We start from the raw sequence: 26,984 nt of genomic DNA on the forward strand, positions 1-26,984 counted from the left end.
TTATGGCGTGGGAGGAAAGTCGTATGGCGGTGGAGCAGCAGGAGGCAACAGCAAGGCGGAAAGGTGAGCATATACGAATATGCTTGCAGGAGAAGGTGAACGGTGTCGGTATCGAGACAGGCTTCGAGCGTCTGCGCTTCAAGCATAACGCGATGCCGGAGCTGTCATTCCGAAGCATTAGCCTCGAGACAGAGTGGTTCGGCAAGAAGCTCGGAGCACCTTTGCTCGTCAGCTCCATGACCGGCGGCACGGATGAAGCGGGAGCGATTAATCGCCGTCTTGCGATTGCGGCGGAAGAGCGAGGCTKGGCCATTGGTCTAGGGTCGATGCGGGCGGCGATCGAGCAAGAGGAGCTTGCGGCCTCATTCAAGATCCGTAAGGAAGCGCCTACTGTACCGGTTATCGCCAATATTGGCGCGGTGCAGCTTAATTACGGATTCGGACCGGAAGCGTGCCAACGGGCGGTTGATCTATCGGAGGCTGATGCGCTCGTCCTGCATCTGAACAGTATGCAGGAGGTGTTCCAGCCGGAGGGTGATACGGACTTTAGTCACTTGTACGCCCGAATCGAGCAAGTGTGCCGGTCGGTCTCCGTACCTGTTGGAATTAAAGAGGTTGGTTGGGGCATCGACGGAGAGACAGCGTCCGCGCTTGCAGGCGTCGGCGTTGCATTCATTGATGCCGCAGGCGCAGGGGGCACGTCATGGAGTCAGGTGGAGAAGTTCCGCTCGAAGGACATGATGCGGCGCGAAGCGGCTGAAGCTTTCGCCGATTGGGGAATTCCTACGGCGCTCAGTATTGCTGAGATCCGCAGCGCTTTGCCTTCTATGAAGCTTGTCGCAAGCGGCGGCTTGCAGCATGGCGTTGATGCGGCTAAGTCGCTTGCGCTTGGCGCAAATATGGCAGGCTTCGGCCGGGTGCTGCTTCCGAAGGCAGCCGGCGGCAACAGCGAAGTATCGGTACGGGAACTGCTGGAGCAGTTCGAACGGATTGAATTCGAGCTCCGCACCGCCATGTTTGGTATTGGAGCCGGTACGATTGAGGAGCTTCGTAATACGAATCGACTTATTGCTATTTAATATACAAATAAGCGTAATCAAGAATAAAGCACGGCTAGGTAGTAACGACTTCACTCGTTGCTATTTAGCCGTGCTTTATTGAATTAACCCCGTGCCTTCAATATTTATTTTCGTATCGAATTTGAATTCGACGCCGGGATAAAGGGACAGCCATTTCTCGTATGCCTCATTTGGATTGTTAGTATGATGGTTCGCGCGATACCGAAGACCGAAGCCGAACGGATCGACGCCGGCGCGCTGAATTTTCAGAAGGAGCGCTTCCGATTGCTGCGAGAAGTCTTTGCTCAGCTTATTCTCAATTGTTTGCCATTCATGCTGATACAAGTTCTCTGGAGCGTCCTCGAGCACAATGCTTAATTTGACGTTGAACGTAATGACGACCTTATCATCTTCGCTTTTCATACGGTACTTCGAACGAATGTCGTTTACTGCTCCAACGATCTGAACGCCCTCGTAAGTTCCGTGAATCGATGATTTGGCAAAGCTTTGGTCAAGCTGATTGAACAGCTGCGTTTCTTCGGGCGATAGCAACGCGCTTATTTTGTTTTTATCGAGTAGAGCTGTTCGGTTGATAATGTAACTTTTTTTGGAATCGGAAACGATAATCGGTAGCAGCGGGTCTAATCCCTTCTCGAAAGCTCGCTTCGAAAATTCGGACAGCGGCTGGACGTACGAGAATGGCGAATCGGTCCCGTCAGCTCCGAAGCTTAGGAAAAGAGTATTACCCGGATAACGTTCGGATACGGGCGTAATGCCAAGCAGCGATTTAGCATCGGGTTTTGCCACGGCAATGTCGGCCACGCTCTGGATGTCCCTTCTTCGCCGCATCCACTGCAAGAGGCCGGTATAGTCGGTTCGGGCTAGGTTCTCCCCAAGCAGAAAAAGTTTGCAATGACCGAAATCGAGTTCTTTGTCAACATAGGACTTCAGCATTCGAACCCCTTCAGCTATGCTGCTGGCCTCGATCGTTTCCAGTTGTACTTTGGATGCGCCTGGCTCGATCTTGGGAGACGGAACGGCGAGCTGTAGGGTAATGCGATAGGGCTTTTGCTCGTTATCGGACTTATCGATCCCCGTCGCTACTACAAAGAAACGTTTGTCGATGTCTTTGAAGCCGCAACCACCTGCGAAGCAGAGAAGCACGAGCAGAATGAAGCACTGAATCAATTTTCTCATGCGGATCTCGGTCTCCTTCGACTTAACATAAACAGCCCGATGACAAGAGGGATTTCGACGAACAATCGGACAATAAACCAATACCTGGAAATGACCATGTTCATCTTCTCGTTCGTTATGAACATGTAGACGAAAGTAAGGGCGATGAATATGCCGACGATAACATAATTGGCGGTCGGCGCTTGCATGCTGTCCACCTCGGGCTTATGACTCGACATCGTACTCTTGACGAATTCCATAGCCTGATGCCAGCCGGACATCGTAAAGATGAGCGTAAGGTTCAAATATATGATGAGGAACAGAAACAATACACGCTCGATGAAGCCGTATTGCATGAGGAGCGCGTCGGCTGTAATACTCCAAATGTAAATGTAATGACCAACGGTCTCCGTGCCGTGAATGCCGATCGGGACGAAAAAAGTAGTAAGCATGATCAAAAAACCGACAAGCGGAAATATCCAGCGGTGCCGGAAGCGGAAGTTGGACGGCATTAATCGGTTGAACAGCGACATGCTAATGTATCCGGTGAAAATATAAGACGCAGCCGCGACGGACTGCAGCGTCGGCGTTTTCGTTACGTAGTTGGCTATAATACGTATCGCATCCCAGTTCAAGTGAGGGTTGCTGCCGGCTTTGAACAATACAAAAAAAATGATCGGCGCATTCACAATCAAGCCAATCTCGATGACGAGCATAACGGTCATCGTAGAACGGGTGGCCGCATACCCGCAAGCGAGAACGAGCATGCCCAATATAAGAGCGACATGCACGTCGGGATTGAAAAAACGGTTGATCATAATAGCAAAGGCGATGATTGCGATCGACGTTGCATATAGCCACAACAGAGCAAAAAAGATGATCAGCGTATTAGCGATCCATTTCGGCAAATGCAGCTTCAATATTTCTGGCAATCCTTTGCCAGGATACCTTGCCAGGGCGCTCGTATACATATACAGAAGGATCGTCCCGATCAATGCGCCTATAATAAGCGACATGACGGCGCCTTTATAACGATCAGCAACAAGAATATGCGGGACATACAGCATGAGATTAATGAAGCTTACGAGTATAAAGTTGTAGAAAAAGTAACGGTTCACTTATGCTTCACCTGCCCGATATCGCCTTCTGTCGGCTGAAGTTTGCCGAATACGCGGAAGTACGGCTTGCCGAAGCTGCGCAGATTGCATAAGTACGTCATGTAGACGAACATACCGACCGCAACGCCTGATATGCCGAAGAAAATCGCGATCACGATTAACGGATATTTCAAGAATCGAATCGCGAACGATAAGGAGCTGACCGGAACGACGAAGTTCGCTATCGCTACGACCGAAGTAACGATAATCATAATGCTGCTGACAAGGCCGGCTTGCTGCGCGGCTTGTCCTAGGATGAGACCGCCGACGGTCGTCGCCGTCGAGCCGATATACCTTGGCAACCGTATGCTCGCTTCAATAAGCGTCTCAATCATGAACAGCATGATGAATACTTCGATGAAGGAAGGATAAGGAACGGCCGAACGGCTGCCGGCGATCGAGAACGCAAGCTGGACGCGGAACAGCTCCGGATTGTAGGAGACGACGGAAATATAGAGGGCTGGCAGCGTGATTGTAAGCAAAATAGATGTATACCGCAGGAAAATAAGAAATCTCGTCATCCAGAATGCCTCGTAATTATCCTCGACCGCATGCATGAAGTCGAAAAAAGTAGCAGGCAATATAAGCGCGAACATGCTGCTTTTCATTAGTAGGATGACTTTGCCCTTGGCGATTGCTTTTGTAATCCGATCGGGACGTTCCGTTATGAGCACCGTCGGAAACAAATGCTTGCGCTTGCCGATAAGCAGCTTCTCCAGTTCGCCCGCCGCATTAACCATCTCCACGTGAAGGGTCGTTATTTTGTCGCGAACGCTGTCCAGAACGGAAGGGTCAACGCGCCGTTGGTCGAATACGACCATGATGGGTGTTTGGGATACATAGCCGATCGTATGCTCCTCTACGGATAAATCAGCCGATTGATACATGCTCCGAATGAGGTTCAACGACTTGCTTAAGTCTTCGCTTAAGGCAAGCTGCGGGCCTTGTATGGCGCTCTCTACCTGCGTCTGCGGGCTTTCGTTGCAGATGATGCGAGCGGTGTATAACGAATAGACGGTACCGTCCGCCTCGATAAGCACATTGCCGCGCAGCAGCAGACTACGCCATTTGGCTACGTCGTCAACAACCTTATATTCGGCAATCGTATGAAGCAGTTCGCGAAAAGGCTTTTCCTGCTTAGCGAACGGTATGAATATGTAATCGCTGATCATTTTCTCTTCGCACATCGGAGCGAGGTAGGCGACCTGAATGGTCATATCGCCATTGCTCAGCTCCTCGAGCTYCATGTCGACCGCTTCCGCGAACATCAGCCTTATGCGTTCGTTCATTACAGATTACCTCCCCTTTCGCAATTTGGATAAGCTACCATAGTTTGTGCAAGGGGACGTATATTATGCTATATGGCTGCCCGATGCATCGTTTTGCGAGGAGTAAAGAATTCAAGTACAATGAGTAATCATGACGATCCGCGTATAGCAGCAGGCGATAATGAAGGAGTAAGAGTGAATGAAACCTTGGTATGAGACAAGCTTCGGCAACGATTATATGCTCGTCTATAAGCATCGAGACATGGAGGCCGCTAGGAAGGAAATCGAGCGAATGATTCGCTTGCTTGGTTTGCCCCAAGGGTCCAAAGTGCTCGATATCGGCTGCGGAATGGGGAGGCATTCCGTTGCGTTGTCCGATCTGGGCTTCGCGGTTACGGGCGTTGACTTATCGGACGATCTGTTGGAGGAAGCAAGGCAGCATGATGCGAATGGAGAAGTCGAGTGGATACACGGGGATATGCGCGAGCTGCCTTTCGAGGATGGAAGCTTCGATGCGACCGTCAATTTGTTTACTTCCTTTGGTTATTTTGCGCGAGAGTCGGATAATATTGGCGTGCTGCGCAATATTAGGCGCGTACTCCGTTCAGGAGGGCTTTGCCTCATCGATTTCTTGAATCCAACCTACGTCGCGGAGCATCTCGTTCCCCATTCCGTAAGGGAGGATGAGGAAGAGGGCGTTCGGATCGAGGAGGTGCGGAGGATTGACGGCGAATGGGTGAAGAAGGAAATCACGATAACGGAGTTAGATTTCAAGGACGGCAAGGATGCGAAGCGGCAGTATGTGGAGCGTGTTCGGCTTTATGAGCTGGATTGGTTCAGGGATCACTTCACAAGCTCGGGTTTAGATCTGATAGGTGTATATGGCAATTATGACGGTACTCCCTACCGGGAGGCCGATTCTAATCGATTAGTCATGATAGGAAGGGCGATATAATGGGGGAATTACATATCTTAAAGCTTGCGAATGGGTGGCTGCAGGTGAAGGTGCCGCTGCCATTTTCACTGAGGTGGGTCAATAGCTATGTCATACCGGAGGAAGACGGTTATACGTTGATCGATCCAGGATTGCGGACAGATGAGGCGATTGCAGCTTGGGAAGCAGCGCTGACGGAGCATGAGCTCAAATGGACGGATGTTACGCGCATTTTATTAACGCATCAGCATCCTGATCACTACGGCCTCGCCGGTTACGTGCAGGAGAAAAGCGGCGCGCCGGTCTACATGTCGAGGAAGTCGCATGCCTATGCACAGCGGTTATGGGGCGAGGACAGCCGGTACGCAGAGGAGCTCCAATCGCTGTTCGCCGAGCACGGCATGCCGGCGGAGTTGATAGACGCGATTGGACATAATCTGTCCAGCTTCGTGAAGATGGTATCGCCGCAGCCGCAAGTCGCTTATATAGAAGCAGGCAGCACGATTGCATTAGGCGGCCTGGACTGGCTGCTCATAGACGCTCCTGGACATGCATCCGGTCAGTTATGCTTCTATCAACCGGAGCGCAAATGGATGATATGCGGCGATCAAGTATTGCCGCATATTACCCCTAATGTGAGCGTCGTGCCTGGCGAGGATGAGAAGCCTCTTAATTTATTTCTTACAAGTCTGAAGGAGCTTGCCGGCTATGAGGTGGAGATGGCATATCCCGGACATCGCGATCCATTCGGCGATTTCTCTGGACGAATAGCAGAGCTTATCTCCCATCATGGACGCCGACTCGAGCGGATGGCCGAGATGCTCGCAGAAGAGCCTCGCACAGCTTTCGACATGTGCGAGGCTCTATTCGGCAGCAGACTGCGAGACAATCCGCATAATCTGCGATTTGCGATGGCTGAGACGCTTGCCCATTTGTACGAGCTTGTTCAGCGGGGACATGCTACTTATAGTCCCGCGAACAGCTGTACCAGCGGCGTATACTATGCCGTAACTCCCTCGTAATAATATATGATTATCTGTCGCGGAATTCTTGAGGCGTAATGCCGTAACGATCCTTGAATACTTTGATGAAATAGCTTGTTTTCAAATAACCGATTTTGGCGGCGATCTCGTAGATCTTCTCGTTGGAGGAGCGAAGCAGATGAGCCGCCTTTTCCATCTTCAGCCTCGATAAGTAATCGCTTATGCCTTCCCCGGTCTCAAGCTTGTACACCTTTGACAGATAAGAGGGGTTCAGATAGACATTCGCCGCAATCGTCTGGAGAGAAGCGTCCTCGAGGTGATTCGAGACGTATTCCTGAACCTTCTGGACGATGCCGGAACGTGAGTCCCGATTTTTCGAACTCATCTGGCTACGGTAAGCGCCTAACACATCCTCGGTCCATGCCCGAAGCTGCTTAATCGTATGGAAATGCGGTCCGCCGAGCAGTTGGTTGAAGTTGTCCTTCATAATGTCGGCCATCCACAGCTTGTTTTTATGAATCGAAAAGCTGAGCGAACTTGCGATATTGAAATAAGTCTCCAAGATGTGCTCATGTGAATCGCCCCATTTATGCTCCAATTCCTCAAAAGCGCCGTTCAGCTTGTCGGTAATAGCGTCCCATTGTCCCGCCTCGAGCAAATGATGGAGAAGCGGCGGATTGTAAATTTGCGTCAGCGAATTGGCTTCGCCTTGGTCGCTTTCATCCGCAAGCGAGAACATAAAGCCGCGGTCGCTACCAATCCGCTGTCTGAAGCTGTAGAGACAACGCTCGTACGTATCTCTGACTTCATCGGGGAACAAGGCTTGCTTGCTCAGCACGAGCGAGATTGTCCCTTTCAAATAAAGGCTCACATAATGCTGAAGCTGAGCGACCTTAGATTCGACCTGCTGCAGGTTAAGCTGCTCGCCCGCGGTGTCGATCGTCTTGCTGCTCGTTTTGCGCACAATCAGGAAGACGAGATAACCGTGATCATCCTTCAAGTGCCACAATGTATACTCGTCGGCGAATATTTCTTCGGCGATGTTGCATACGGCGAACTCGAGCAAGGAATTATCCCGCTCTGACTGCTCATCGAAGTAGTCCTCCATGCGCAGCAGCATAATGCAAAACGGCGAGCCTGCCGTATGAGGCAGTTGGAACATGTCGAGCTTCTGCTGCAGCTCTTCGGATGCGGCAAAGGTTTTGCCATGCAGCAGCGAAGCGAGCAGATGCTTCCGCAAAACGGGCAAATTTTCTTTCATTGAGGTCAGCGACTTATGCTGCGAGGTTACCGCGCTCCAATGCTGCTCCAGCTCGGTGACCGCTTTCTTCACCGCTTCAAGCAGCTCCTCATCCTCCGCTGGCTTAAGCAAATAATCGGTCGCTTGCTGCTGCAGCGCCCGCTTGGCGTATTCGAAGTCGTTGTAGCCAGTAAGCAGAATACATCTTACATTGGTCCAAGTGCCGCGAATCTGTTCGATGAGTTCAAGCCCCGATAGACCGGGCATATGAATGTCGGTAATGACGATGTCAATCGGCGTTTCGTTCATGATGGCAATGGCGTCTTGCCCCGAATAGGCTTGATGCACGTTATCGATGCCTACCGTGCTCCACGGCAAGTTATGGGCCAGATCTTCAACCAGATCGGGCTGGTCGTCAACAATTAACAATTGATACAAGGCTGTGATGCACCTCCAATGGTGAAGTATGTGTCTGATCGTCTAACTGTTATGCGGCCAAGTGATCGATACGGCAAGTCCGCCTTCAGGCTGGACGCGGAAAGTCAGCGATGCCTCGGCGCCGAATTGGTATATCATCCGTTGTCGGATATTCCATAGCGCACATCCGGTACTATCGTTCGGCGGATTCATTACGCTCATCTCCAGCTTCCTCATCCCATCCTCGGTAACGCCTATGCCGTTATCCGCAATGGTGATCGTATAGTAACGATCATTGCTCTCTCCGGTAATCGTAATAATGCCATCGCCTTCGAAACGTTCAATGCCGTGAAGGACCGCGTTCTCGGCAAGCGGTTGAAGCAGCAGTCTAGGAATTTCTAGATGATGCATCGTTTCCGGTACGTGAATCTCATAGGACAAATGCTGAATATGGAATTGCTGAATTTCCAAGTAGCTCTCGATCAGATCAAGCTCTTCTTTAATAGTAGCGGTTTGCTTCTCTACCCTCGTCGTATAACGATAATATTTGGACAGATGCATCGCTAGCTTCATAACCGACTCTTTCTTGTCCAGTCTTGCCAAGCTGCGTATAAGCGCGAAGCAATTATACAGGAAATGCGGGTTGATTTGCGACTGCAACTGCTTCACATTGGCTTCGCGGGTTCGTATTTCTTCCGCATACAGCTTCTGAATCAATTGCTCCGTATTAGCTGCCATGTCGTTGAACCGATGGAATAGGTACGTAAATTCATTTTTTGGATTTGCTGTAATCCTCGTCGAATAGTTGCCGTCCTGCAGCCGCTTCACGCTGCGGATGAGCAGGCCGATCGGCCGCTGAACGTTCCGATAGAGCAAGTATCCGGCCAACAGGCTCATGACAAGGAGCAGACCCACAGATCCATAGAACAGGTTCTGGCTTTTGACGATCGGCTTGAGAATGTCGGCTAGCGGCACATAATCGACAAGATACCAGTCTAGCGTTTCTATATGCGCGGTCGTCACTAGGAAGTCGTTCCCGTGTACTTTTATGATGCTGTTGGCGGCAGTATCCGATGTGATGCTAGGGAGAAAGCTTTGAATCGAATCGGTCATCTCTTTGTCCGCGTTACGATTCTGAATGACCGCGCCGTCCTTATGGACGAGGAAGGGGTCTCCTTTGCCTGCAAGCTTGAACGTATCGAGGTCTTTAATGAGATGCTCCTCGGGAAAAGAGATTTCGACGATGATGCCGGCGTTCTCAAGGTCGTTTACTTTATTGTTCGGTTTAACAATATGGCGTACGAACCGCTTCTGTTTTATGTTCTGAATAATCATTTCTTCATATTTCCATTTTGGCGCATAAATTTGCTTGACGTAATCCAGATCGTAACCAAGGTATATGTTGGTTGATACGAACTCTTTGCTTGCGGGCGCTAGCACCGAATATTGCGTATCCCAGCGCTGGGATACGTTTAGCAGCCGAAGGCGCTCGATGATGCGCAGCTTCTCGTCATTGCGCACGTAGGCGCTTTCGATCAAATGCAAAGTTTGCAGCTGTTGAATATGGATATCCTCGCTAAGCAAAAAACCGAGCGACGAAAGCGTCGTTACACTCCGATCAATCTCGCTGGCTAAGAAGGCGACATCCTTCTGCTTCAAGGACTTCATCTCTTCCTTAATAACTTCGATGCTTGTCCGAATCGAAAGCGTATACAAGACGATTATCGGAATGAGGAGCAAAACGATTAACGTCATGATTTTGGTGAACGTATTTTCTCGTAAACGCATGGTCAACCTCACTTTTTTGTTTAAATAGCGATAGATAAGTCAACAAAGTGGCATGCTTCCAAAGAACGTGGTCTATAGCACAGGAGATACTGCTGATAAAATTAATCATACAGGAGAGCTGATAAAACACAAATCAATTTTTGTTTGGAAAGGGGCAACAGGAGTGGATAGCGCATTAAACAAACCGCTGCCGCAAGCAGAGAAACAACTGCAGAAGCGGGAGAACAAAGGTAGAGAGAAAATAAGACTCACTTGGCCCTTGCATCTGATGCTGCTGCCGGCAGTTATCGTAACGTTCATCTTCGCTTACGTGCCGATGAGCGGTCTCATCATGGCATTTCAGGATTTTAAGCCGTATGACGGCATTTCCGGATCGAAATTCGTCGGCCTGGAGCACTTCAGGTTTATGTTCGAATATCCGGACAGTAAGCAGGTTATATGGAACACGCTTATTATTTCAGGATTAAAAATCGTATTCGGTCTCATTGTACCGTTCACATTCGCAATATTGCTTAACGAGGTTCGCAAAATGCTGTTCAAGCGCGTTGTACAAACGCTTGTCTATCTGCCTCACTTTATTTCTTGGGTTATTCTCGGTGCGATATTGACCGATATGCTCGGCAACAAAGGTATCGTCAACCAGACGCTGAATGCGATCGGTTTGTCTAACGTATTCTGGCTTGGCGACGGGGACTGGTTCCGCTTTACGGTCGTTGTCAGCGATATTTGGCAAAACTTCGGCTTCAACACGATCGTCTTCCTGGCCGCGCTGTCCGGCGTTAACCCGTCTTTGTACGAAGCAGCGGAAGTCGACGGCGCAACGCGCTGGAAGCAAACGATTCATATCACGATCCCGTCGATGATTCCGATTGCGGTCGTTGTCGGCACGCTGTCGCTTGGTAACATCCTGAACGGCGGATTCGACCAAATCTTCAACCTTTATAATGCGCTTGTCTACGACAAAGGCGACATCATCGATACGTTCGTATACCGCACGGCTATCCTCAACGGTCAATACAGCTTTGGTACAGCGGTCGGCTTGTTCAAATCGATTATCGGCTTAATCATGATCGTATTCTCTTACCGGATGGCATACAAATTCGCTGGTTATCGAATTTTCTAATAAAGGATGAGATTTCATGTATCATAAAACAGCAGGCTACAAAACGTTTTCTGTATTCAATTACGTACTGCTCGCGATTATCTGCATTACTTGCGTCATACCGCTCATTCATATTCTCGCTGTCAGCTTCAGTGCAAGCTCGCCGGCGAACGCGAATCTAGTCAAGCTTTGGCCGATCGGATTCAATCTCGACGCTTACTCGAAGACGTTGAATAATGCGAACTTCTTCAATGCGCTAAAGGTCGGCTTATGGCGTACTGTGCTGGGTACTGTGGTCGGTATGAGCCTTATGATTCTTGCCGGCTACTCCTTGTCCAAGGACAATCGTGTTTTCCGCAGCCGGTCGATCTATACGTGGTTCTTCTTGTTCACGATGCTGTTCAGCGGCGGTATCGTACCGGGCTACATGCTGATCCGCAACTTGGATCTGATGAATTCAATCTGGGCGCTCGTCTTGCCAGGCGCGATCAATGTATTCAATATGGTATTGTTAATGAACTTCTTCCGCGCAGTTCCGAAGGAGCTGGAAGAGGCGGCAACGATCGACGGCGCAGGCCAGTTCCGGACGCTTTGGAGTGTCTTCCTTCCGATCTCCATGCCGGCCTTGGCGACGATCTCGTTGTTCACGATGGTGACGCACTGGAACTCCTGGTTTGATGGTTTGTTGTATATTACAGATTATAGAAAATATCCGTTATCAACATTTTTGCAAACGATAATTGTACAACAAGATTTCAATAAAATTAATCCGGATATCAATGAGCTCAAAAACATTTCTCAGCGTACGGTAAAGTCGGCCCAAATATTCATAGGGACACTCCCGATCCTACTTGTATATCCGTTTTTACAACGTTATTTCGTGAAAGGCATCATTTTGGGAGCAGTTAAAGAATAGGCGAGAAAATGGCATCGATAACAAAATAATGGTCTTTCGTAGTGATTAATATGGCATTATAGTTAAATTATAGCGATATGAAATATCGTTATAAATAACATAATATTACTTATGGGGGTAGAGCAATGAAAAAGTGGTTGTCTGTACTATTAATTCTTACTTTTATGCTGGCGATTGCGGCATGCTCGGGTAACAACAACGGCAACAATACGAATACGGGAACGAACGGCGGTAAAGCAAGCAACACGCCGAAAGAAACCGAAGCGGCAGCAGAGGAGAATTTTAAGGACGGTAAATACACGACTCCTATTACGCTGTCGACGGTTTGGGGACTTAACCAAAACGGTTCGGTCTTCAAAGAAGGCGAATCGATCGAAGATAACGTTCATACACGCCTTATCAAAGAACGTCTTGGCATTGACATTAAGTATGATTGGGTTGTAACGAACACGAATGACGCTTACAAAACAAAGCTTCGCCTGATGCTCTCCTCCGGTGAGAAAATGCCGGATGTCGTTGTATACCGCGGCGATCTTGAGACGGTCAACATGCTGATCGACTCCAACCAATTCATGCCGGTTGGCGATCTTGTTGACAAATACGCGAACGAAACATACAAAGCTGGTCTTGAGCTCGATCCGACGATCTGGCTGCCAATCAGCCGTGATGGCGAGAAAATGGCATTGCCGATTCTCGACTATGCATACAACGGTGACCATGTTATGTGGGTTCGCCAAGACTGGCTCGATAAGCTAGGTCTGAAAGCGCCTACGACGATTGCTGAATTGGAAACGGTTATGGATGCATTCACGAACCAAGATCCAGACGGCGACGGACAGAAAAATACGATCGGTCTGGCAACAGGCTTCAAGAACGGCTTCGCGAACTGGATGACGGACATCGGCTTCGTGTTCGGCGCTTACGGTTCCGTGCCAGGACAATGGAATCTGACTGCGGATGGCACTCTGGAGCACGGTTCGGTTAACCCTGCAACGAAAAACGCGCTTTCCAAGCTGAATGAATGGATGAACAAAGGCTACATCTCGAAAGACTCGGCATTGTTCGACGAAACGAAAGGTTCCGAGCTGTTCACGAAGGGCGAAGCGGGCATTATCTTTGGACCTAACTGGCTGCCGGCATGGCCTTTCCCGGATCTGAAAAACAATGTTCCAGGCGCTTCGTACAAAGCATACGGCGTACCTGCAGGTCCAGACGGCACGATCGGTTCGCAAGGCGGAAACCCGCCGGCTAACGGTTACATCTTCATCAACAAAGATTCGAAAAATCCGGAAGCGATTCTTCACTACTACAACTGGTTCTTCGATAACCTTGCTAACCCGCAACCGGGCAGCGAATTCGAGAAAGGTTTCGCGGAAGGTTATGACTATGCGACTCTTCCAGACGGATCGATCACAGCGGATATTGCCAAATACCCTGATCTGTTCCCTGGCTTGAAAGACCAAACGGCACCGCCGCTTTACTACACGCTGACTTATGAAGGCGCACGTATCCCTACGTTGTATGCTGATACGCATGTCAAGCTTGCAGGCGGCGCAGAGCCAGTAACGCCTTACGAGAAACAAGAATTCAATACTCGTCTGAAAGAAAATACAGACGCAATGAAAGTAGTTATGGACCAAGTATCGATTCGTAAGAAAAACTACTACATGGGTCCATTGACRGAAACGATGCAAAGCAAAAATGAGCTTCTGAACAAGCTGCTCAACGAAACGTACAGCAAAATCATTTACGGTCAACAACCAATCGACTCGTTCGACGAGATGGTTGAAAACTGGAAGAAATCCGGCGGGGAGCAAATTACGAAGGAAGTTAACGACTGGTACAACAGCGTTAAGTAATATTGCCTCCTAGAACTTACACCTAGAGCATGAACGTCGCACATCAGCCTGTTACCTGCAGTGTCATTATCGAACTGTAAGAGCAGGCTGATTTTTTATGCCTAATAACGGCTTAATCGATGGATTTGAACGAGAAAGGACGGAAAGTAATGACGAAAAAACTGATTTCGCTGGCACTCGTTTTCCTTATGCTTGCGTCATATATTCCTACAGTATCCGCACAGTCCGCAAGCAACGGGGAATCGGCGCATTGGGGTGAGGCTCTTCTAACCAAGTGGGTAGACAAAGGGCTGCTGACCGGGTATCCCGACGGCAGCCTGCAGCCGGATCGCAGCGTGACGCGGGCGGAGTTCGCCAAGCTGATTCAAGTTGTGTTCGGGTTGAAGGGAAGCGGGAAACTGCCGTTTGTCGATGTGCCAGAAAAAGCGTGGTACTACAACAGCATTGCATCCGTGTGGAAGGCAGGGGCGATCAATGGTTACCCGAGCGGATTATTTAAGCCGGATGCTCCGTTGACGCGACAGGATGCGGCGATGGTAGCTGCACCGTTGTTCAAGCTGCCTGAAGTTGCAGCAGGAGGTTTAGCCGGATTTAAAGACACTGATAAGGTAAGCGCTTACGCAAAAGCTTCGCTTGAGAAGATGATAGCCGGAGGGTATATGAAAGGATATCCGGACGGCAATTTGCGGCCGCTGCGTCCGATTACGAGAGCAGAGGTTGTAGCCGTACTGGATCGGCTTGCCACGGTTATTATTAATGAGGCAGGCACAGTGGATCGTTTTGATTCTACTGGCAATGCGGTTGTAAATACGGACGGCGTTACTTTGTCCGGCGGGACTATTGCGGGTGATCTCTTCTTGTCCGCGGGTATTGGTGAAGGAAGCGCCTATGTGAAGAATATGACGGTGAAAGGCACGGTATATGTAAATGGCGGCGGAATCAACAGTATTCATTTTACGAATTCGTTGGTGGGTTCGATCATTATTCATAAGCCGGATGGTCCGGTTCGTGTCGTAATCGACGGGCAATCCTCGGTTAATCGCGTTACAGTACAAACAGGAGCAAAAGTGGAGGTCGGAGAAGGCTCGACGATCTCGGAGCTGACGATTGGGGAAGAAGCATCTGATACGGAGCTAACGATTGATGGGTCTGTTGAACATATAGACAATAACGGCGACAATACGGAGCTTAATGGCGCCCCGTTAAATAAAGGTGAAGAGGCTTCCGTTAAGAATGGTGTTGTAACGAAAGGCAGCAATCAAGGAAGCGGCACTGGAGGCGGGGGAGGAACAGGCGGCGAGCAGCCGGATGAGTGGGAGCTCGTTTGGAATGACGAATTCGACGGCACAGGTAACATTGTCGATACGAATGGAGTCAATCTCGACAAATGGGCTTATCAGAACGGTACGGGTTCGGATTATGGTCTAGACGGTTGGGGCAATAACGAGCAGCAGTACTACCGTCCGGAGAACATTGAAGTGGTGGACGGCAAGCTGACGATTACTGCGGACGACGATGGTTACGGCGGCAAGCCATATACGTCGGGCAGGCTGTTCACGTCTCCGACGTTCACGAAGACATACGGCAAATTCGAAGCGAGCATCAAGATGCCAGTAGGCGAGGGCATATGGCCTGCGTTCTGGATGATGCCGCAGGACAGCGAGTACGGCGTATGGGCGTCATCGGGCGAGCTTGACATTATGGAAGCAAGAGGCAGACTGCCGGAGGAAGTGGGAGGTACGATTCACTACGGCCGCAATTGGCCGAACAACAAGTCCACCGGCGATGAATATCATTTCCCGGAAGGCGAAGACATTACGGGTTACCATACGTATGGCGTCGAGTGGGAACCGGGTGAGATTCGTTGGTACGTTGACGGCAATCTGTATCAGAAGCTGAACAACTGGGACAGCATCGGCGCGGATCAGCCGGCCAAGTATGCGTACCCTGCGCCGTTCGACAAGCCGTTTTATATGATTTTGAACTTGGCGGTAGGCGGGAATTACGACGGAGGACGCACGCCTGACCCGTCTCTGCTTCCGGCCAAGATGGAAGTCGATTACGTACGTGTATACGAATTGACGGGCAGGCCTTACAAGCAGCCGGTCGAGCCGAAGTTCGAAGCAGAGCCGTATCCAGATACATACAAGGAGCCGGTGAACGGCAACTTCGTATACGATGCGGCATTTAACCAGCCGTTCACGACAATAGCCGAGCCGAATGTGACGCTGAACGAGCAGTATTGGAATTTTGCCCATATCAGCACATTCCTCGGTAATGGCTCGATATCTGTCGATCCGATTGACGGTGTCAGGTACGCGAAGGCAGCCATAACTTCTGGAGGCAACGCGGCTCATGCCGTACAGCTGATCCAGAATGTTACCTTGGGCAAAGGCAGATGGTATAAGCTGTCGTTCGACGCGAAGTCGGACGCGAACCGGACGATGACCGTCAAGTTCGGCGGCGGGGAAAGCAGAGGGTGGACGACGTATTCCGATACGCTGGAAGCGAGATTGTCCGGCAGCCTGCAGTCCTATGAGATGACGTTCCAAATGGGAGCGGATACCGACCTGCTCGCGCGACTCGAGTTCAACATGGGTCTAAGCACGAATCCAATCTGGCTTGGCAACGTGAAGGTGGAAGAAACGACAGCGCCGGATCCTTACAATGAAACTTCGCCGAAAGAACCATTGGGCGGCAACCATGTGTATAACGGCAGCTTCGATCTCGGCCGGCTGGATCGGATGACGTATTGGAACTTGAAATCGGCATCAGGCGCGAATGCTTCTGCATCGGTTAATCCGAGCGCAAGAGAACTTCTCGTTGATGTGAAGACCAAAGGGAATTCGGCTGGCGCAGTCGAGCTGACGCAGCCAGGCATGAACTTGATTAAGGATAATGATTATAAAATCAGTTTCAAAGCACGCGGGACTGCCGCAAGGAATATAAGCGTAGCTGTTCGGAGTGCGGACGGGACGAATTATGCAGCTCCGCAATCCATTTCGCTTACGACATCGATGGATACGCATGAAGTGTTGTTCACGATGGCGAATGATACGGACGTGGCAGGGGTGCTCGTATTCCAGCTTGGCGGCGAGCAAGCCGATGTGTACATCGATGACGTATCCATGATAAGACTGACGAACAACAATGCGGGCGAGCTGTCCCTTAACGACCAGTTCCCGGTGAAGAACGGCGATTTCTCGAACGGCACGGCTGGCTGGGCGGAGCATGTGCAGGGGCGTTACGACGGATACGGCTCGAATGCAGCTTTCTCGGCCGCGGCTGGAGAATTGAAGATGGCAGTCACGAATGAAGGTACGGAGCCATGGCATGTCATGCTGATGCAGACCGACTTCGAGCTGTTCAAGGATCAGACGTATACCGTATCGATTGATGCGAGAGCGTCGGTGAACCGTGAGATCGAGATCGTGGTTGACGAGAGCAACAGCAACCGTCTGTTGTCGGAGAAGGTGCAATTGACGGGCGAAATGCAGACGTTCACGTTCGAAATGGCAATCGGGCAAAACACGACCGCATCCCTCAAGCTGCTTCTCGGCAAGCTTCAGGGTGCAGCTGCGATCGGCGCGCACGACATTTATTTCGACAATGTGCGGGTCGAACTGAAGGAATCGCGGAGTAAGGCGTTTCTCTTGCAGAACGGTTACTTCGATGAGGAGTTGACTGGCTGGAGCGCTCATATCCAAGGCGTATATGACGGACCGTCAAGCGCAGAGGTTACGGCGGACGAAGATGCGCTGAAAGTAAGCATTGCGCATTCGGGCATCAATGCGTGGGATGTTCTCGTTCAGCAGCTTTCCATGGCATTTGCCAAAGGCAAGACTTATATCTTGTCATTCGATGCACGCTCGACCGTGCCGCGTACAATTGAAGCGATCGTCGAGAACGGTACTTATTTCCGTTATTTCGAGACGGATGTGGAGCTTGACGAAATAACGAAGTCGTTCAGCTACGAATTCACGATGGCCGAGGAGGACATTGCCGGCCTGAAGTTCCTGCTTGGAAATCAAGACGGGGCACCGTCTCCCGATGCCGACCATCATATTCTGATCGATAATGTGCGGCTTGAGCTTAAAGGTGCGAAGGAAGCGACCGGCGAGAAGGTCAGATCGGGCAACGATATCAGATTGCCGGCTGCTCCGATTCTAACGCCAGATGCCGCTGACAACGCGATAGGCGAAGAGGTTGAGCTGACGTTCGCCAGCAATGCGGCTTGGGAAGCGGCCGTTCGCACGGTGTCTATTGACGGCGTGGCTTTGGCAGCCGGCGATTATTCGCTGGAGCCGGGCAAGCTGACAATCGATGCCGGCAAGTTCACTGCCGCGAAGACGTATGTGATAGCGATTCGGGCAACCGGCTTCGAGCCGGCCGAATTACGGCAGGAGATGCAGGCTGAGCTCATGTGGAGCTTAACCTGGTCGGATGAATTCAACGGATCGGGCGGCGGAAATCTCGATACGAATGGCGTCGACCTGAGCAAATGGGCGTACCAGGAAGGCAATGGCACGGAATATGGCGTTCCATCTTGGGGCAATAACGAGGAGCAGTACTACCGCAAGCAAAATATTAGTGTAGCCGATGGGCTGTTGTCGATCGAGGCCAAGAAAGAGAGCTTCGGCGGCAAAAACTATACGTCAGGCAGATTATGGACATCACCGACGTTCAGCCAGGCGCATGGGAAGTTCGAGGCGCGCATCAAAATGCCAGTAGGGCAAGGGATATGGCCGGCGTTCTGGTTAATGCCGAAGGATCAGGAATACGGAGGCTGGGCATCTTCAGGCGAGATTGACATTATGGAAGCKAGAGGCAGGCTGCCGGGCGAGGTGGACGGTACGATCCACTACGGCAAAGGCGCTCCGAACAATAAAGCGACAGGCGCGAAATACGAATTTCCCGAAGGAGAGAGCATTGCCGAATTCCATACGTACTCCGTGGAGTGGGAGCCTGGCGTAATCCGCTGGTACGTAGACGGCAATCTGTTCCAAGAAATTAATGATTGGCATAGCTGGGGAGTGGATCAGCCGGAGAAATACGCGTTCCCGGCTCCATTCGACAAAGAGTTCTATATCATTCTGAACCTAGCTCTCGGCGGCAATTACGACGGCCAACGAGCTCCCGACGATTCGAAGCTTCCTGCGAAGATGGAGGTCGATTACGTCAGAGCTTACGAGCTGACGGGTCGCCCATACCAGCAGCCGGCCGAGCCGCTGCTGGTGAAGGAGCCGTTCCCGCAAGGCGGCAAGCCGGCGGTTGGCGGCAATCTGGTCTATGACGCCGATTATGCGCACGGCATCAAGGATGTTAACGCTGCGTCTCCGGCGATGGATCCGCAGTATTGGAACTTCGTGCACGGTGCCGACTTCGGCGGAGCCGGAACGGCATCGGTGGAGCCGGTCGGCGGTGTTCCGCACGCGAAGCTCGACGTGACCAATGGCGGCAACGCGCCGCACGCCTTGCAGTTCATTCAGTATGTGACGCTCGTCAAAGGCCATGCGTATAAGCTTAGCTTCGACGCGAAGTCTGCCGCGGCTCGCAGTATTGCGGTCAAGCTGGGGGGAGACGAGGACAACGGTTGGTCCGCATACTCGGACAGCTTCGAGGCAGCGCTTACGACAGAGGCTGGACACTATGAATACCGCTTCCTGATGACGGCGGATACGGATAAGACAGCCCGGCTTGAGATTAATATGGGCTCGAATCCAAACGATGTATGGATTGGCGGCGTGAAGCTGGAAGAGATCGAGGTGCTGAACGATCCGAACGGTCCTAAATCTCCGCTCGGAAGCGGCAACCATGTGTACAACGGGGGCTTTGACCTTGGCACGATGGATCGGATGGTCTATTGGAATTCAGTAATTGGCGAGACGGCGGATGCGTTATTATCCGTTGATCCTGCCGAGCGTCAATTGTCGGCCGTCATCGAAGACGGTGGTTCAGATGCTGCACAGATCAAGTTGATCCAGCAAGGAATCAATTTGCTGCAACAGGATGAATATAAGCTGACCTTTGACGGTTCGGCAGAAGCGCCGCGTACGATCGGGATTGCTTTCGTCAGCAAGAACGGCAGCGTGACGTATTCCGGTCCGCATACGATTGCGCTGGATACGGTAAGTGACTCGCATTCGGTAAGCTTCACCATGCCTGCCGGAATCACCGACGAAGAGGCTCAGCTCGTCTTCCTGCTCGGCGGCGAGGATGCGGATGTAAGGCTTGATAATGTGAAGCTGCTAAGGCTTACGAACTTGAATGTCGATTTTACAGGCATTGATCTATTCCCGCTGAAAAACGGAGATTTCGCTTTCGGAATTGACGGCTGGGAGCCTTTCGTGCAAGGCGGCAACGCGCAATTCAGCGGAACGGACGGCGCGGCGAAAGTTGCGGTGGCAAGCCGCGGCAACGAGGCTTGGAATGTCATGCTTAACCAATCGGGACTGCAATTATCCAAAGGAATGACGTACACGCTGTCTTTTGACGCTAGCTCTACCGCCGCCCGTGATATCKAAGTCGCATTGGAGAATGCGGGTTATACGAGACGCTTCTACTCCGGTCCGTTAATGATAGGTCCGAGTATGCAGCGCTTCTCGTTCACGTTCCGAATGACGACGGACGATTCGCTCGCGCTGAAATTCCTGCTCGGCAAAACCGTACAAAGCCCAGACGGAGCGCATGACATCTTCATCGATAACGTCGTGCTTGAAGTACAAGGCGCGCCGGTCTTAAGACCGCCAACGCTTGCTGCGGACGCAACGAATAATCGCGTAGGCCAGCCGGTGGACATTCGATTCGCGGCTAACGAGACGTGGAGAGAGGCGATAACATCCATCGAAGTAGACGGAGAGACGCTTGATCCGGAACAATACGAGGTAGAATCAAGCAGCATCATGATAGGTTCGGATGTGTTCGCTGACGATAAGCTTTATGCGATTGTCATCAAAGCGGCTGGTTATGGCGATGCCGCGGTCAGTCAGCAGCTAATGCCAGGCGACGGCAATCTGGTATTGAACGGCGATTTGTCGAGCGGTTTTGCTTCTTGGGAGAATTGGGTTGGCGAGGGAGGCGTGGCCGACCTGACGGCCCACAACGAAACCGCCAAGATCGACGTCCACTATCCGGGCAATGCCAGTTGGGCGATCCAGCTTATGCAAAGCGGCATCATGCTGCAAGCAGGCAAAGCCTATGAGCTGAGCTTCAACGCTTGGTCGACGGCGAGCCGTCCTATTGAGCTCGAGCTTACCGGCTACAACAACAATCAGAAGATTAGCTACAATATTACAAGCGATTCTAATGCTGTATACAAGAGAAGCTTATTGCCCGGCGCAAATGTAAACCTAACACTGAAATATTTGCTCGGTAATGTAACGAATGCAGGTGGAACGACACCGATGCCGCCTCATACGATCTACATCGATAATGTATCGATCACGGAAGTGACGCCGGGTCCTGCATTAACGCCGGATACGACGGACAACAAGATCGGGCAGCCGATTGTCGTCACCTTCGCCGATAATACGGCGTGGCGAGCAGCAGTAACGGGCGTTACCGTTGACGGTATCGCTGTCGAGGCGGAACATTATTCGCTGACTGCAGGTCAGCTTACGCTGAACGCGAGCTTGTTCCCGTCGATCAAGACGTACACGATTGCTATAGAAGCGCTTGGTTACGGCGCAGTCATGGCTGAGCAGCGCGTATTGACGGCTGCGAACAATATTGCGCTTAACAAGTTAGCGGCATCGTCACTATCTAACGCGACGATGCCGGCTAGAAACGCGTTCGACGGGACGCTCGGAACCAGATGGGAATCTGCCTTCGACGATAACAGCTGGGTAGCGGTCGATCTTGGTGCGATCTATTCATTGGATAACGTTGTCTTAGCCTGGGAAGGGGCATATGCCTCATCCTACAAACTTCAAGTATCGAGTGCAGCGGTTCCAGGGGAAGCAGACTGGACCGACGTCCATGTCAATCCGAACGGTACAGGCGGCACGGAGAACATTCCGCTGGCCGTGGAGGAAGCTCGCCATATTCGTATGCTTGGCGTAGACAGAGCGACCCCATGGGGATACTCTCTGTAYGAATTTGAAGTGTACGGCGATTGGATACGTGATGTTGAAGGCGGAAGCGGGCCGGGCACGGACCCGGGTCCGGGTACCGATCCAGCGGGCGCGAACTACRCCCTGGATAAATCGGTTACCGCCTCGAGTATCGGTGAAGGCTTCACAGCCGACCTGTTGACCGACGGCGACCTGGGAACGCGTTGGTCGGCCGACTGGGCCGCCAATCAAGACGGGGCGATGCGTCCGGAATGGGTGTATGTCGATCTCGGTCAGTTGCGGACTATTGAAAAGTTTGTGCTTGCTTGGGAGACTGCATACGGCAAAGCCTTTGAGATTGCGGTGGCGCAAGAAGGTGACGATTTATCTGCTGTCAGCGAGGACTGGGTAGTCGTCCATGCCGATAATCGAACGCTTGCCGCAGATGAGCTGACGGAAACGATTGAACTGGATGAAAGCGTGCAAGGTCGTTATGTACGGTTGTATATGACGGAGAGAGGTTTCCAAATCTATGGCCCATCGTTAATCGAGCTGGAGATTTATTAGAATGAACGGGTGACAAAAGAGCCGGAGCGGCTGGAGTTCCGGCTCTTTTTGTCGTCTCAATAGAAGCGTGATGGAGTAAGTAAACGTTCTATTTGCTGATATTGTGGGATGATAATCTGTTTATGACGGTTAATGATCATTTAATGAACATAATCAATTATATATTGCGTCATATATAAATTTATGATACATATTAAATAACGGAAACAAAAATGGAGAGCCATACGCATGATTCCGTAACATTAGAGCAGGGGAGAAGAGTCGATTATGGAGAGAGAGTTAGCGCTTGAAATCGTACGTGTAACGGAATTGGCGGCTCTGGCGTCTGCGCCTTGGATGGGCAGAGGAGATAAGAATAGTGCGGATGGCGCAGCGACTTCCGCGATGCGCGCGATGTTCGACTCGGTATCTATTCGCGGAACGGTCGTTATCGGCGAAGGGGAAATGGACGAAGCGCCGATGCTCTATATCGGGGAAGAGGTCGGCAGCTTGAACGGACCGGAGGTCGACGTAGCGGTGGATCCGCTCGAAGGTACGGAAATCGTGGCTAAAGGGCTTAATAATGCAATGTCCGTCATCGCTGTAGCCCCCAAGGGGCAGTTGCTCCATGCGCCGGATATGTACATGGAGAAGCTTGCATTCGGTCCTGCATTAGTTGGCAAGCTTAGCATTACGGATCCGATGGAAGTAACGCTGGAGAAGGCGGCGGACGCACTGAATAAGAAAGTTTCCGATCTTACGGTTATGATTCTAGACCGCGAACGGCACGAGGAGCTCGTTAAGGTGCTTCGCAAGGTTGGGGTGCGCATTAAGTTCCTATCGGACGGGGACGTAGCAGGTGCTATGGCACCAGCATTTCCCGAGGCGGGCATCGATCTCTATGTAGGCTCTGGCGGAGCACCTGAAGGCGTGCTTGCCGCGGCTGCGCTCAAATGCTTGGACGGTGAGCTCCAAGCTAGACTTATGCCAGCTGATGATCAAGAGTATAACCGTTGTATCCAAATGGGCATCTCCGACCCTTACCGCGTCCTGACAATGGACGATATGATCGGTACGGGGGATGTCATATTCGCAGCAACAGGCGTTACGCCGGGCGAGTTCTTAGGCGGCGTTCGCTACTTGTCGGACCAGCGTGCCGAGACCCACTCCATTGTCATGCGCGCCAAGACGAAAACGATTCGTTTCGTCAAATCGCTCCATTACTTGCCGAACAAGCCGCTGCTCGATGCCGCTTTGGTGAATGTGGGCAATGAGCAGTCCATGCCGATAAGCGTTGGGGAGTAGTTGAACCTAAGGAAAGAAGACACCGGCGAGGTGTCTTCTCAGATTGTCCTATTGTCGCTGAAAGCATTGCGATTAAGCCTCAGGGATGGTTTCCTCTAGACTCGACACGACATCATGAAGCTCGGCTTGAACGCTATCGTACTTGGAAGCAAGCGTCCATGCAAATACTTGGTGGTAATGTGTATCGGTTTCGATCGTTGTAACAATGTACGCAATCTTCATACCGTCATACTCCGACTCGAAGCTGAGCTGGTAGGCAGGATAGTTGCCGATAAATGTCTCGGCGGTCGGATAATAGATCTTGTCGGATGCTGTAAGCTCTAGCGCAGCCTCCATATCTTGATGGTAGTCGGACAAGGTATAGCCTTCCTCAAAATCGCTTTTGCTCTCCGACAATACAAATAGGTATTTCTCTGAAAACAGGTTAGAGATTGAAATGTCGGCCTCGTCATTCAAGCTTGTGTCTTTGCGCCAATCCGCGGGAGCGGTTATTTGAAACTGCCCGTCCACGCTAAGAAATCGTTCTGGTTCTTTAGGCGTAGTATCGATGTTGGCTAAGGCCATAATAGTCAACACAAGCACCAAAACAGCGTAGACAGGGAAAGCAATCGTCATCACTATCGTTTTTTTTCTGCTAGTGGGAGGCAGGTCTTTCACTTTAACTACATAGGTATTGGCTGCCATATCGCCAATCCGTTGTTTCTTTCTTGTTGCAAGAACGCTAATGCCGGCAGGCAGTCCGCCAAACAGTACCGGATTAGTATCGACGAGGCGTAAAAGCGTTCTGATCAGTCCTTTGACGAAGCCAGGAGGTTGTCCATTTGCGTTTACCGCTTGAATTCGCAATGCGAATTTTCCTGCCGTGTATCCGGTTAAGCCTTCTAGCAGCAAATAATAACAGATGGCGATCAATAGCTGAGCAAGCACAAGCAACTGCGGAACTTCTTTGAATAAATAGGCAGCAGCGCCGGTTGTTAATGCGATGAGCAGGAAATCGATGATCGTAGCTGCCCATCTTCTAAAAAAGATAGACGAGCTGTAGGTCGAGCTGAGTTGCTCCATATTGCCCTTATTATCAAAGGCATATGGATTTACGTATGCATCATTCGCAGATGCGGTCGGAAATTTGTTCACTGGGATTTGTTCCATCAATTACACCTCATAAATAGTAAATGTAGTTAATTTTAAACATCCCATAATTCTCTTGTCAACCTTTATTTTCCTAATTATTAGGATGGAGAATATCCGTTTCACTATATATTTCCTTGATTAATATGGTTTTTAGTTGCTTGGTTGCGAAAAAAAAGGGACTGTTTACAAGGTCGAATATGACCTTTATAAACAGTCCCTTCTATCGTTGTTAGTCGAGCGGAGGCGTCGTTACGCCTTCGCGTTCCGCTTGTTTGCGGTGAGCGATGCGGCTGGCAGCCGATGCGGCAATCGCTCCGACGATATCGTCGAGGAACGTATGGCAATCCCCGTCCGACTTGTCGTTCAGCTTAACGAGAATGCCCGGCTTGAGCTTGTCGATATATCCAAAGTTCGTGAAGCCGATGCTGCCGTATACGTTGACGATCGACAACGCCAATATTTCGTCGCAGCCGTACAGTCCTTCGTCATGCTTGATCATATCCTGCAGCGGAGCCATCAGCTTGCCTTCTTCGGCAAGAATGTCCAACTGGATTCCCGTTAGTACGGCATTTTGCACCTCGCGCTTCGATAGGACGGCGTCAACGTGAACCATGCAATCCTCGGGCGTTAAGTCCGGGAAGTAATCCTTTTGCAGAAAATGAACGAGTTCGGCGATCGCTTCCTTCTTCACACCGCGCTTCAATAGCCATTCATTCGTCGCCTCGGCCACTTTGCGGCTGTTCAGGCTGTATTTCTCCGTATTGCTCATTCGTATATACCCCCTCAGAATTTGTGGACAAAACTGGTCTAAAACAGGGAAGGGCTCGTATACATAGTACTACAAATAAGGAGTTGTACAAAGCCGACAGGCAAAAAATGATTGGGGAGGAAAGGTTAATATGGTTCAAAAAAGTTGGATTCGTCGCACTGCGCTCACGGGTGTGTTGGTGCTGCCCATACTGACGGCGGGGTGCGGGCTGTTCTCGCAGGAGACAGGGAAATCGATTGATCCCCCGCAAGTGGAAGAGAATGCGAACGGCACAGACAACGGTCAGACGGGACAGGCTGATCCGCAGGGACAAGGTACGCATATGACTGTTTATTTGCAGGATCGGAACGGTTACTTGGCACCGGTATCGATTAGTACATCGCTTGCCGCGAACGAGGCGGCCGGACAGAGAGCGCTGGAGATGATGGTAGAGGACGGTACCTATGCTAATCTGCTGCCAGAAGAATTCCGCGCCATGATCCCGCAAGGCACTCAAATTAAGTCTTTCAAGGTGGACAAGGAAAACAAGCTTGCGCTGGTCGATTTCACCGAACCGTTCGCTAACTACAACCCGCAGGATGAGAGGGCGATCGTCGAAGCGATTACTTGGACGTTGACGGCAATTCCGGGAATTGAGAACGTCGAGCTCTCGCTTGAAGGCGAGAAGCTGTCCGAGATGCCTATGGATGCATTCCCGCTTGATCTGGCGCTTAATCGCGATATCGGTATCAACATCGAAACGGCTGATGGCGTGAACTATATGCAGTCAACGCCGGTTACGCTGTACTTCTCGGCTAAGACGCTCAGCGACGATCAATACTATGTACCGGTTACAAGGCTGATTAATAACGACAACGATATGCCGACTGCGGAAGCAGCCATGGAGCAATTAATCGCAGGCCCTCTTAATAAGAAGGAACTTACGAGCATCATCTTGCCAGAGGTTAAGGTAACGAGCGTCGAGACGAAGGACGACGTCGTTACGGTCGATCTGGAAGATGCAACGTACGAGGCGGGCCAACAGATGCCTTCCGAAATGCTGCAGGCCGTCGTTCTGTCCATCACGGAGAACACGGGGGCAGCCCAGGTTCAAATTCTAATCAACGGCGAAGCGAATGTCGTCGACGATCAGGAGAAATCCTATGTCACGCCGGTAGGCCGTCCAAACTACGTGAATGCCCTCAAATCTTAACACTGGTAAGAGTCGTGTAAAATAATCGCAAGACGGTACAGGAGGTTGCTCCTGTACCGTCTTTTTCTATTTCGAATAATGGTGAGCCATGC

The 26,984-nt window shown here is 50.9% G+C and carries 16 protein-coding genes; 9 read left to right on the forward strand and 7 right to left on the reverse strand.

Going from position 1 to position 26,984, the window contains the following annotated elements; translation table 11 throughout:
- Nucleotides 1–23 precede the first annotated feature (23 nt).
- Nucleotides 24–1,079 carry a type 2 isopentenyl-diphosphate Delta-isomerase gene (fni, locus tag AC1DF0_RS22130; RefSeq protein ID WP_477575337.1) on the forward strand — a complete coding sequence of 352 codons (1,056 nt, stop codon included), beginning with the start codon at nucleotides 24–26 and terminating at the stop codon, nucleotides 1,077–1,079.
- 75 nt (nucleotides 1,080–1,154) lie between these two features.
- Here the strand turns inward: fni and AC1DF0_RS22135 are convergent, their stop codons facing one another.
- Genes AC1DF0_RS22135 through AC1DF0_RS22145 form a run of 3 tightly spaced genes read right to left on the reverse strand, consistent with a single transcriptional unit; the run spans nucleotide 1,155 to nucleotide 4,680 of the window.
- Entirely contained in the window at nucleotides 1,155–2,255 is a 1,101-nt protein-coding gene (locus AC1DF0_RS22135) for a Ger(x)C family spore germination protein (RefSeq protein WP_477575338.1), read from the reverse strand.
- Nucleotides 2,252–3,352 carry a GerAB/ArcD/ProY family transporter gene (locus AC1DF0_RS22140; RefSeq protein WP_477575339.1) on the reverse strand — a complete coding sequence of 367 codons (1,101 nt, stop codon included), beginning with the start codon at nucleotides 3,350–3,352 and terminating at the stop codon, nucleotides 2,252–2,254. The genes AC1DF0_RS22135 and AC1DF0_RS22140 overlap by 4 nt, the downstream gene beginning before the upstream one ends.
- Nucleotides 3,349–4,680, reverse strand: a complete 1,332-nt coding sequence (locus AC1DF0_RS22145; RefSeq protein WP_477575340.1) for a spore germination protein — start codon at nucleotides 4,678–4,680, stop codon at nucleotides 3,349–3,351. The genes AC1DF0_RS22140 and AC1DF0_RS22145 overlap by 4 nt, the downstream gene beginning before the upstream one ends.
- Before the next feature lie 178 nt (nucleotides 4,681–4,858).
- Here AC1DF0_RS22145 and AC1DF0_RS22150 point away from each other — a divergent pair, with 178 nt between their 5' ends.
- Nucleotides 4,859–5,614 (forward strand): class I SAM-dependent methyltransferase, encoded by a 756-nt coding sequence (locus AC1DF0_RS22150; RefSeq protein ID WP_477575341.1) that lies wholly within the window; start codon nucleotides 4,859–4,861, stop codon nucleotides 5,612–5,614.
- Nucleotides 5,614–6,615, forward strand: a complete 1,002-nt coding sequence (locus AC1DF0_RS22155) for an MBL fold metallo-hydrolase (protein WP_477575342.1) — start codon at nucleotides 5,614–5,616, stop codon at nucleotides 6,613–6,615. Before AC1DF0_RS22150 ends, AC1DF0_RS22155 begins: the two co-directional genes overlap by 1 nt.
- 10 nt (nucleotides 6,616–6,625) lie before the next feature.
- Here AC1DF0_RS22155 and AC1DF0_RS22160 read toward each other — a convergent pair whose 3' ends face one another.
- Together AC1DF0_RS22160 and AC1DF0_RS22165 are read right to left on the reverse strand one after the other, a co-directional pair.
- Nucleotides 6,626–8,254 (reverse strand): response regulator transcription factor, encoded by a 1,629-nt coding sequence (locus AC1DF0_RS22160; protein WP_442050510.1) that lies wholly within the window; start codon nucleotides 8,252–8,254, stop codon nucleotides 6,626–6,628.
- A 42-nt stretch (nucleotides 8,255–8,296) separates the two neighbouring features.
- Nucleotides 8,297–10,021 carry a sensor histidine kinase gene (locus AC1DF0_RS22165; protein ID WP_442050511.1) on the reverse strand — a complete coding sequence of 575 codons (1,725 nt, stop codon included), beginning with the start codon at nucleotides 10,019–10,021 and terminating at the stop codon, nucleotides 8,297–8,299.
- Nucleotides 10,022–10,289: 268 nt separating this feature from the next.
- Between AC1DF0_RS22165 and AC1DF0_RS22170 the strand changes: the two genes are divergently transcribed.
- The 5 genes from AC1DF0_RS22170 (at nucleotide 10,290) to glpX (ending at nucleotide 23,800) form a co-directional block, all read left to right on the forward strand.
- The gene (locus AC1DF0_RS22170) at nucleotides 10,290–11,144 is read left to right on the forward strand and encodes an ABC transporter permease (protein WP_337099833.1); all 855 of its coding nucleotides are present in this window, start codon (nucleotides 10,290–10,292) and stop codon (nucleotides 11,142–11,144) included.
- A gap of 16 nt (nucleotides 11,145–11,160) precedes the next feature.
- Nucleotides 11,161–12,039 carry a carbohydrate ABC transporter permease gene (locus AC1DF0_RS22175; protein ID WP_477575343.1) on the forward strand — a complete coding sequence of 293 codons (879 nt, stop codon included), beginning with the start codon at nucleotides 11,161–11,163 and terminating at the stop codon, nucleotides 12,037–12,039.
- Between the two features lie 125 nt (nucleotides 12,040–12,164).
- Nucleotides 12,165–13,898 carry an extracellular solute-binding protein gene (locus tag AC1DF0_RS22180; RefSeq protein WP_442050513.1) on the forward strand — a complete coding sequence of 578 codons (1,734 nt, stop codon included), beginning with the start codon at nucleotides 12,165–12,167 and terminating at the stop codon, nucleotides 13,896–13,898.
- Nucleotides 13,899–14,047: 149 nt separating this feature from the next.
- Nucleotides 14,048–22,516, forward strand: coding sequence for a carbohydrate binding domain-containing protein (locus AC1DF0_RS22185; RefSeq protein ID WP_477575344.1), 8,469 nt, complete (start codon nucleotides 14,048–14,050; stop codon nucleotides 22,514–22,516).
- A 267-nt stretch (nucleotides 22,517–22,783) separates the two neighbouring features.
- Entirely contained in the window at nucleotides 22,784–23,800 is a 1,017-nt protein-coding gene (glpX, locus tag AC1DF0_RS22190; RefSeq protein ID WP_477575345.1) for a class II fructose-bisphosphatase, read from the forward strand.
- 72 nt (nucleotides 23,801–23,872) lie between these two features.
- On the opposite strand, the gene AC1DF0_RS22195 is transcribed toward glpX, so the two are convergent.
- Both AC1DF0_RS22195 and AC1DF0_RS22200 read right to left on the reverse strand, forming a co-directional pair.
- Complete coding sequence (locus AC1DF0_RS22195; protein WP_477575346.1) at nucleotides 23,873–24,949, reverse strand: RDD family protein; 1,077 nt, start codon at nucleotides 24,947–24,949, stop codon at nucleotides 23,873–23,875.
- A 211-nt stretch (nucleotides 24,950–25,160) separates the two neighbouring features.
- Nucleotides 25,161–25,700, reverse strand: a complete 540-nt coding sequence (locus AC1DF0_RS22200) for a phosphatidylglycerophosphatase A family protein (protein ID WP_442050517.1) — start codon at nucleotides 25,698–25,700, stop codon at nucleotides 25,161–25,163.
- Nucleotides 25,701–25,830: 130 nt separating this feature from the next.
- Here AC1DF0_RS22200 and AC1DF0_RS22205 point away from each other — a divergent pair, with 130 nt between their 5' ends.
- The gene (locus AC1DF0_RS22205) at nucleotides 25,831–26,892 is read left to right on the forward strand and encodes a GerMN domain-containing protein (protein WP_477575347.1); all 1,062 of its coding nucleotides are present in this window, start codon (nucleotides 25,831–25,833) and stop codon (nucleotides 26,890–26,892) included.
- Nucleotides 26,893–26,984: the final 92 nt, after the last annotated feature.

Source organism: Paenibacillus sp. 05T425 (genome assembly GCF_056396205.1).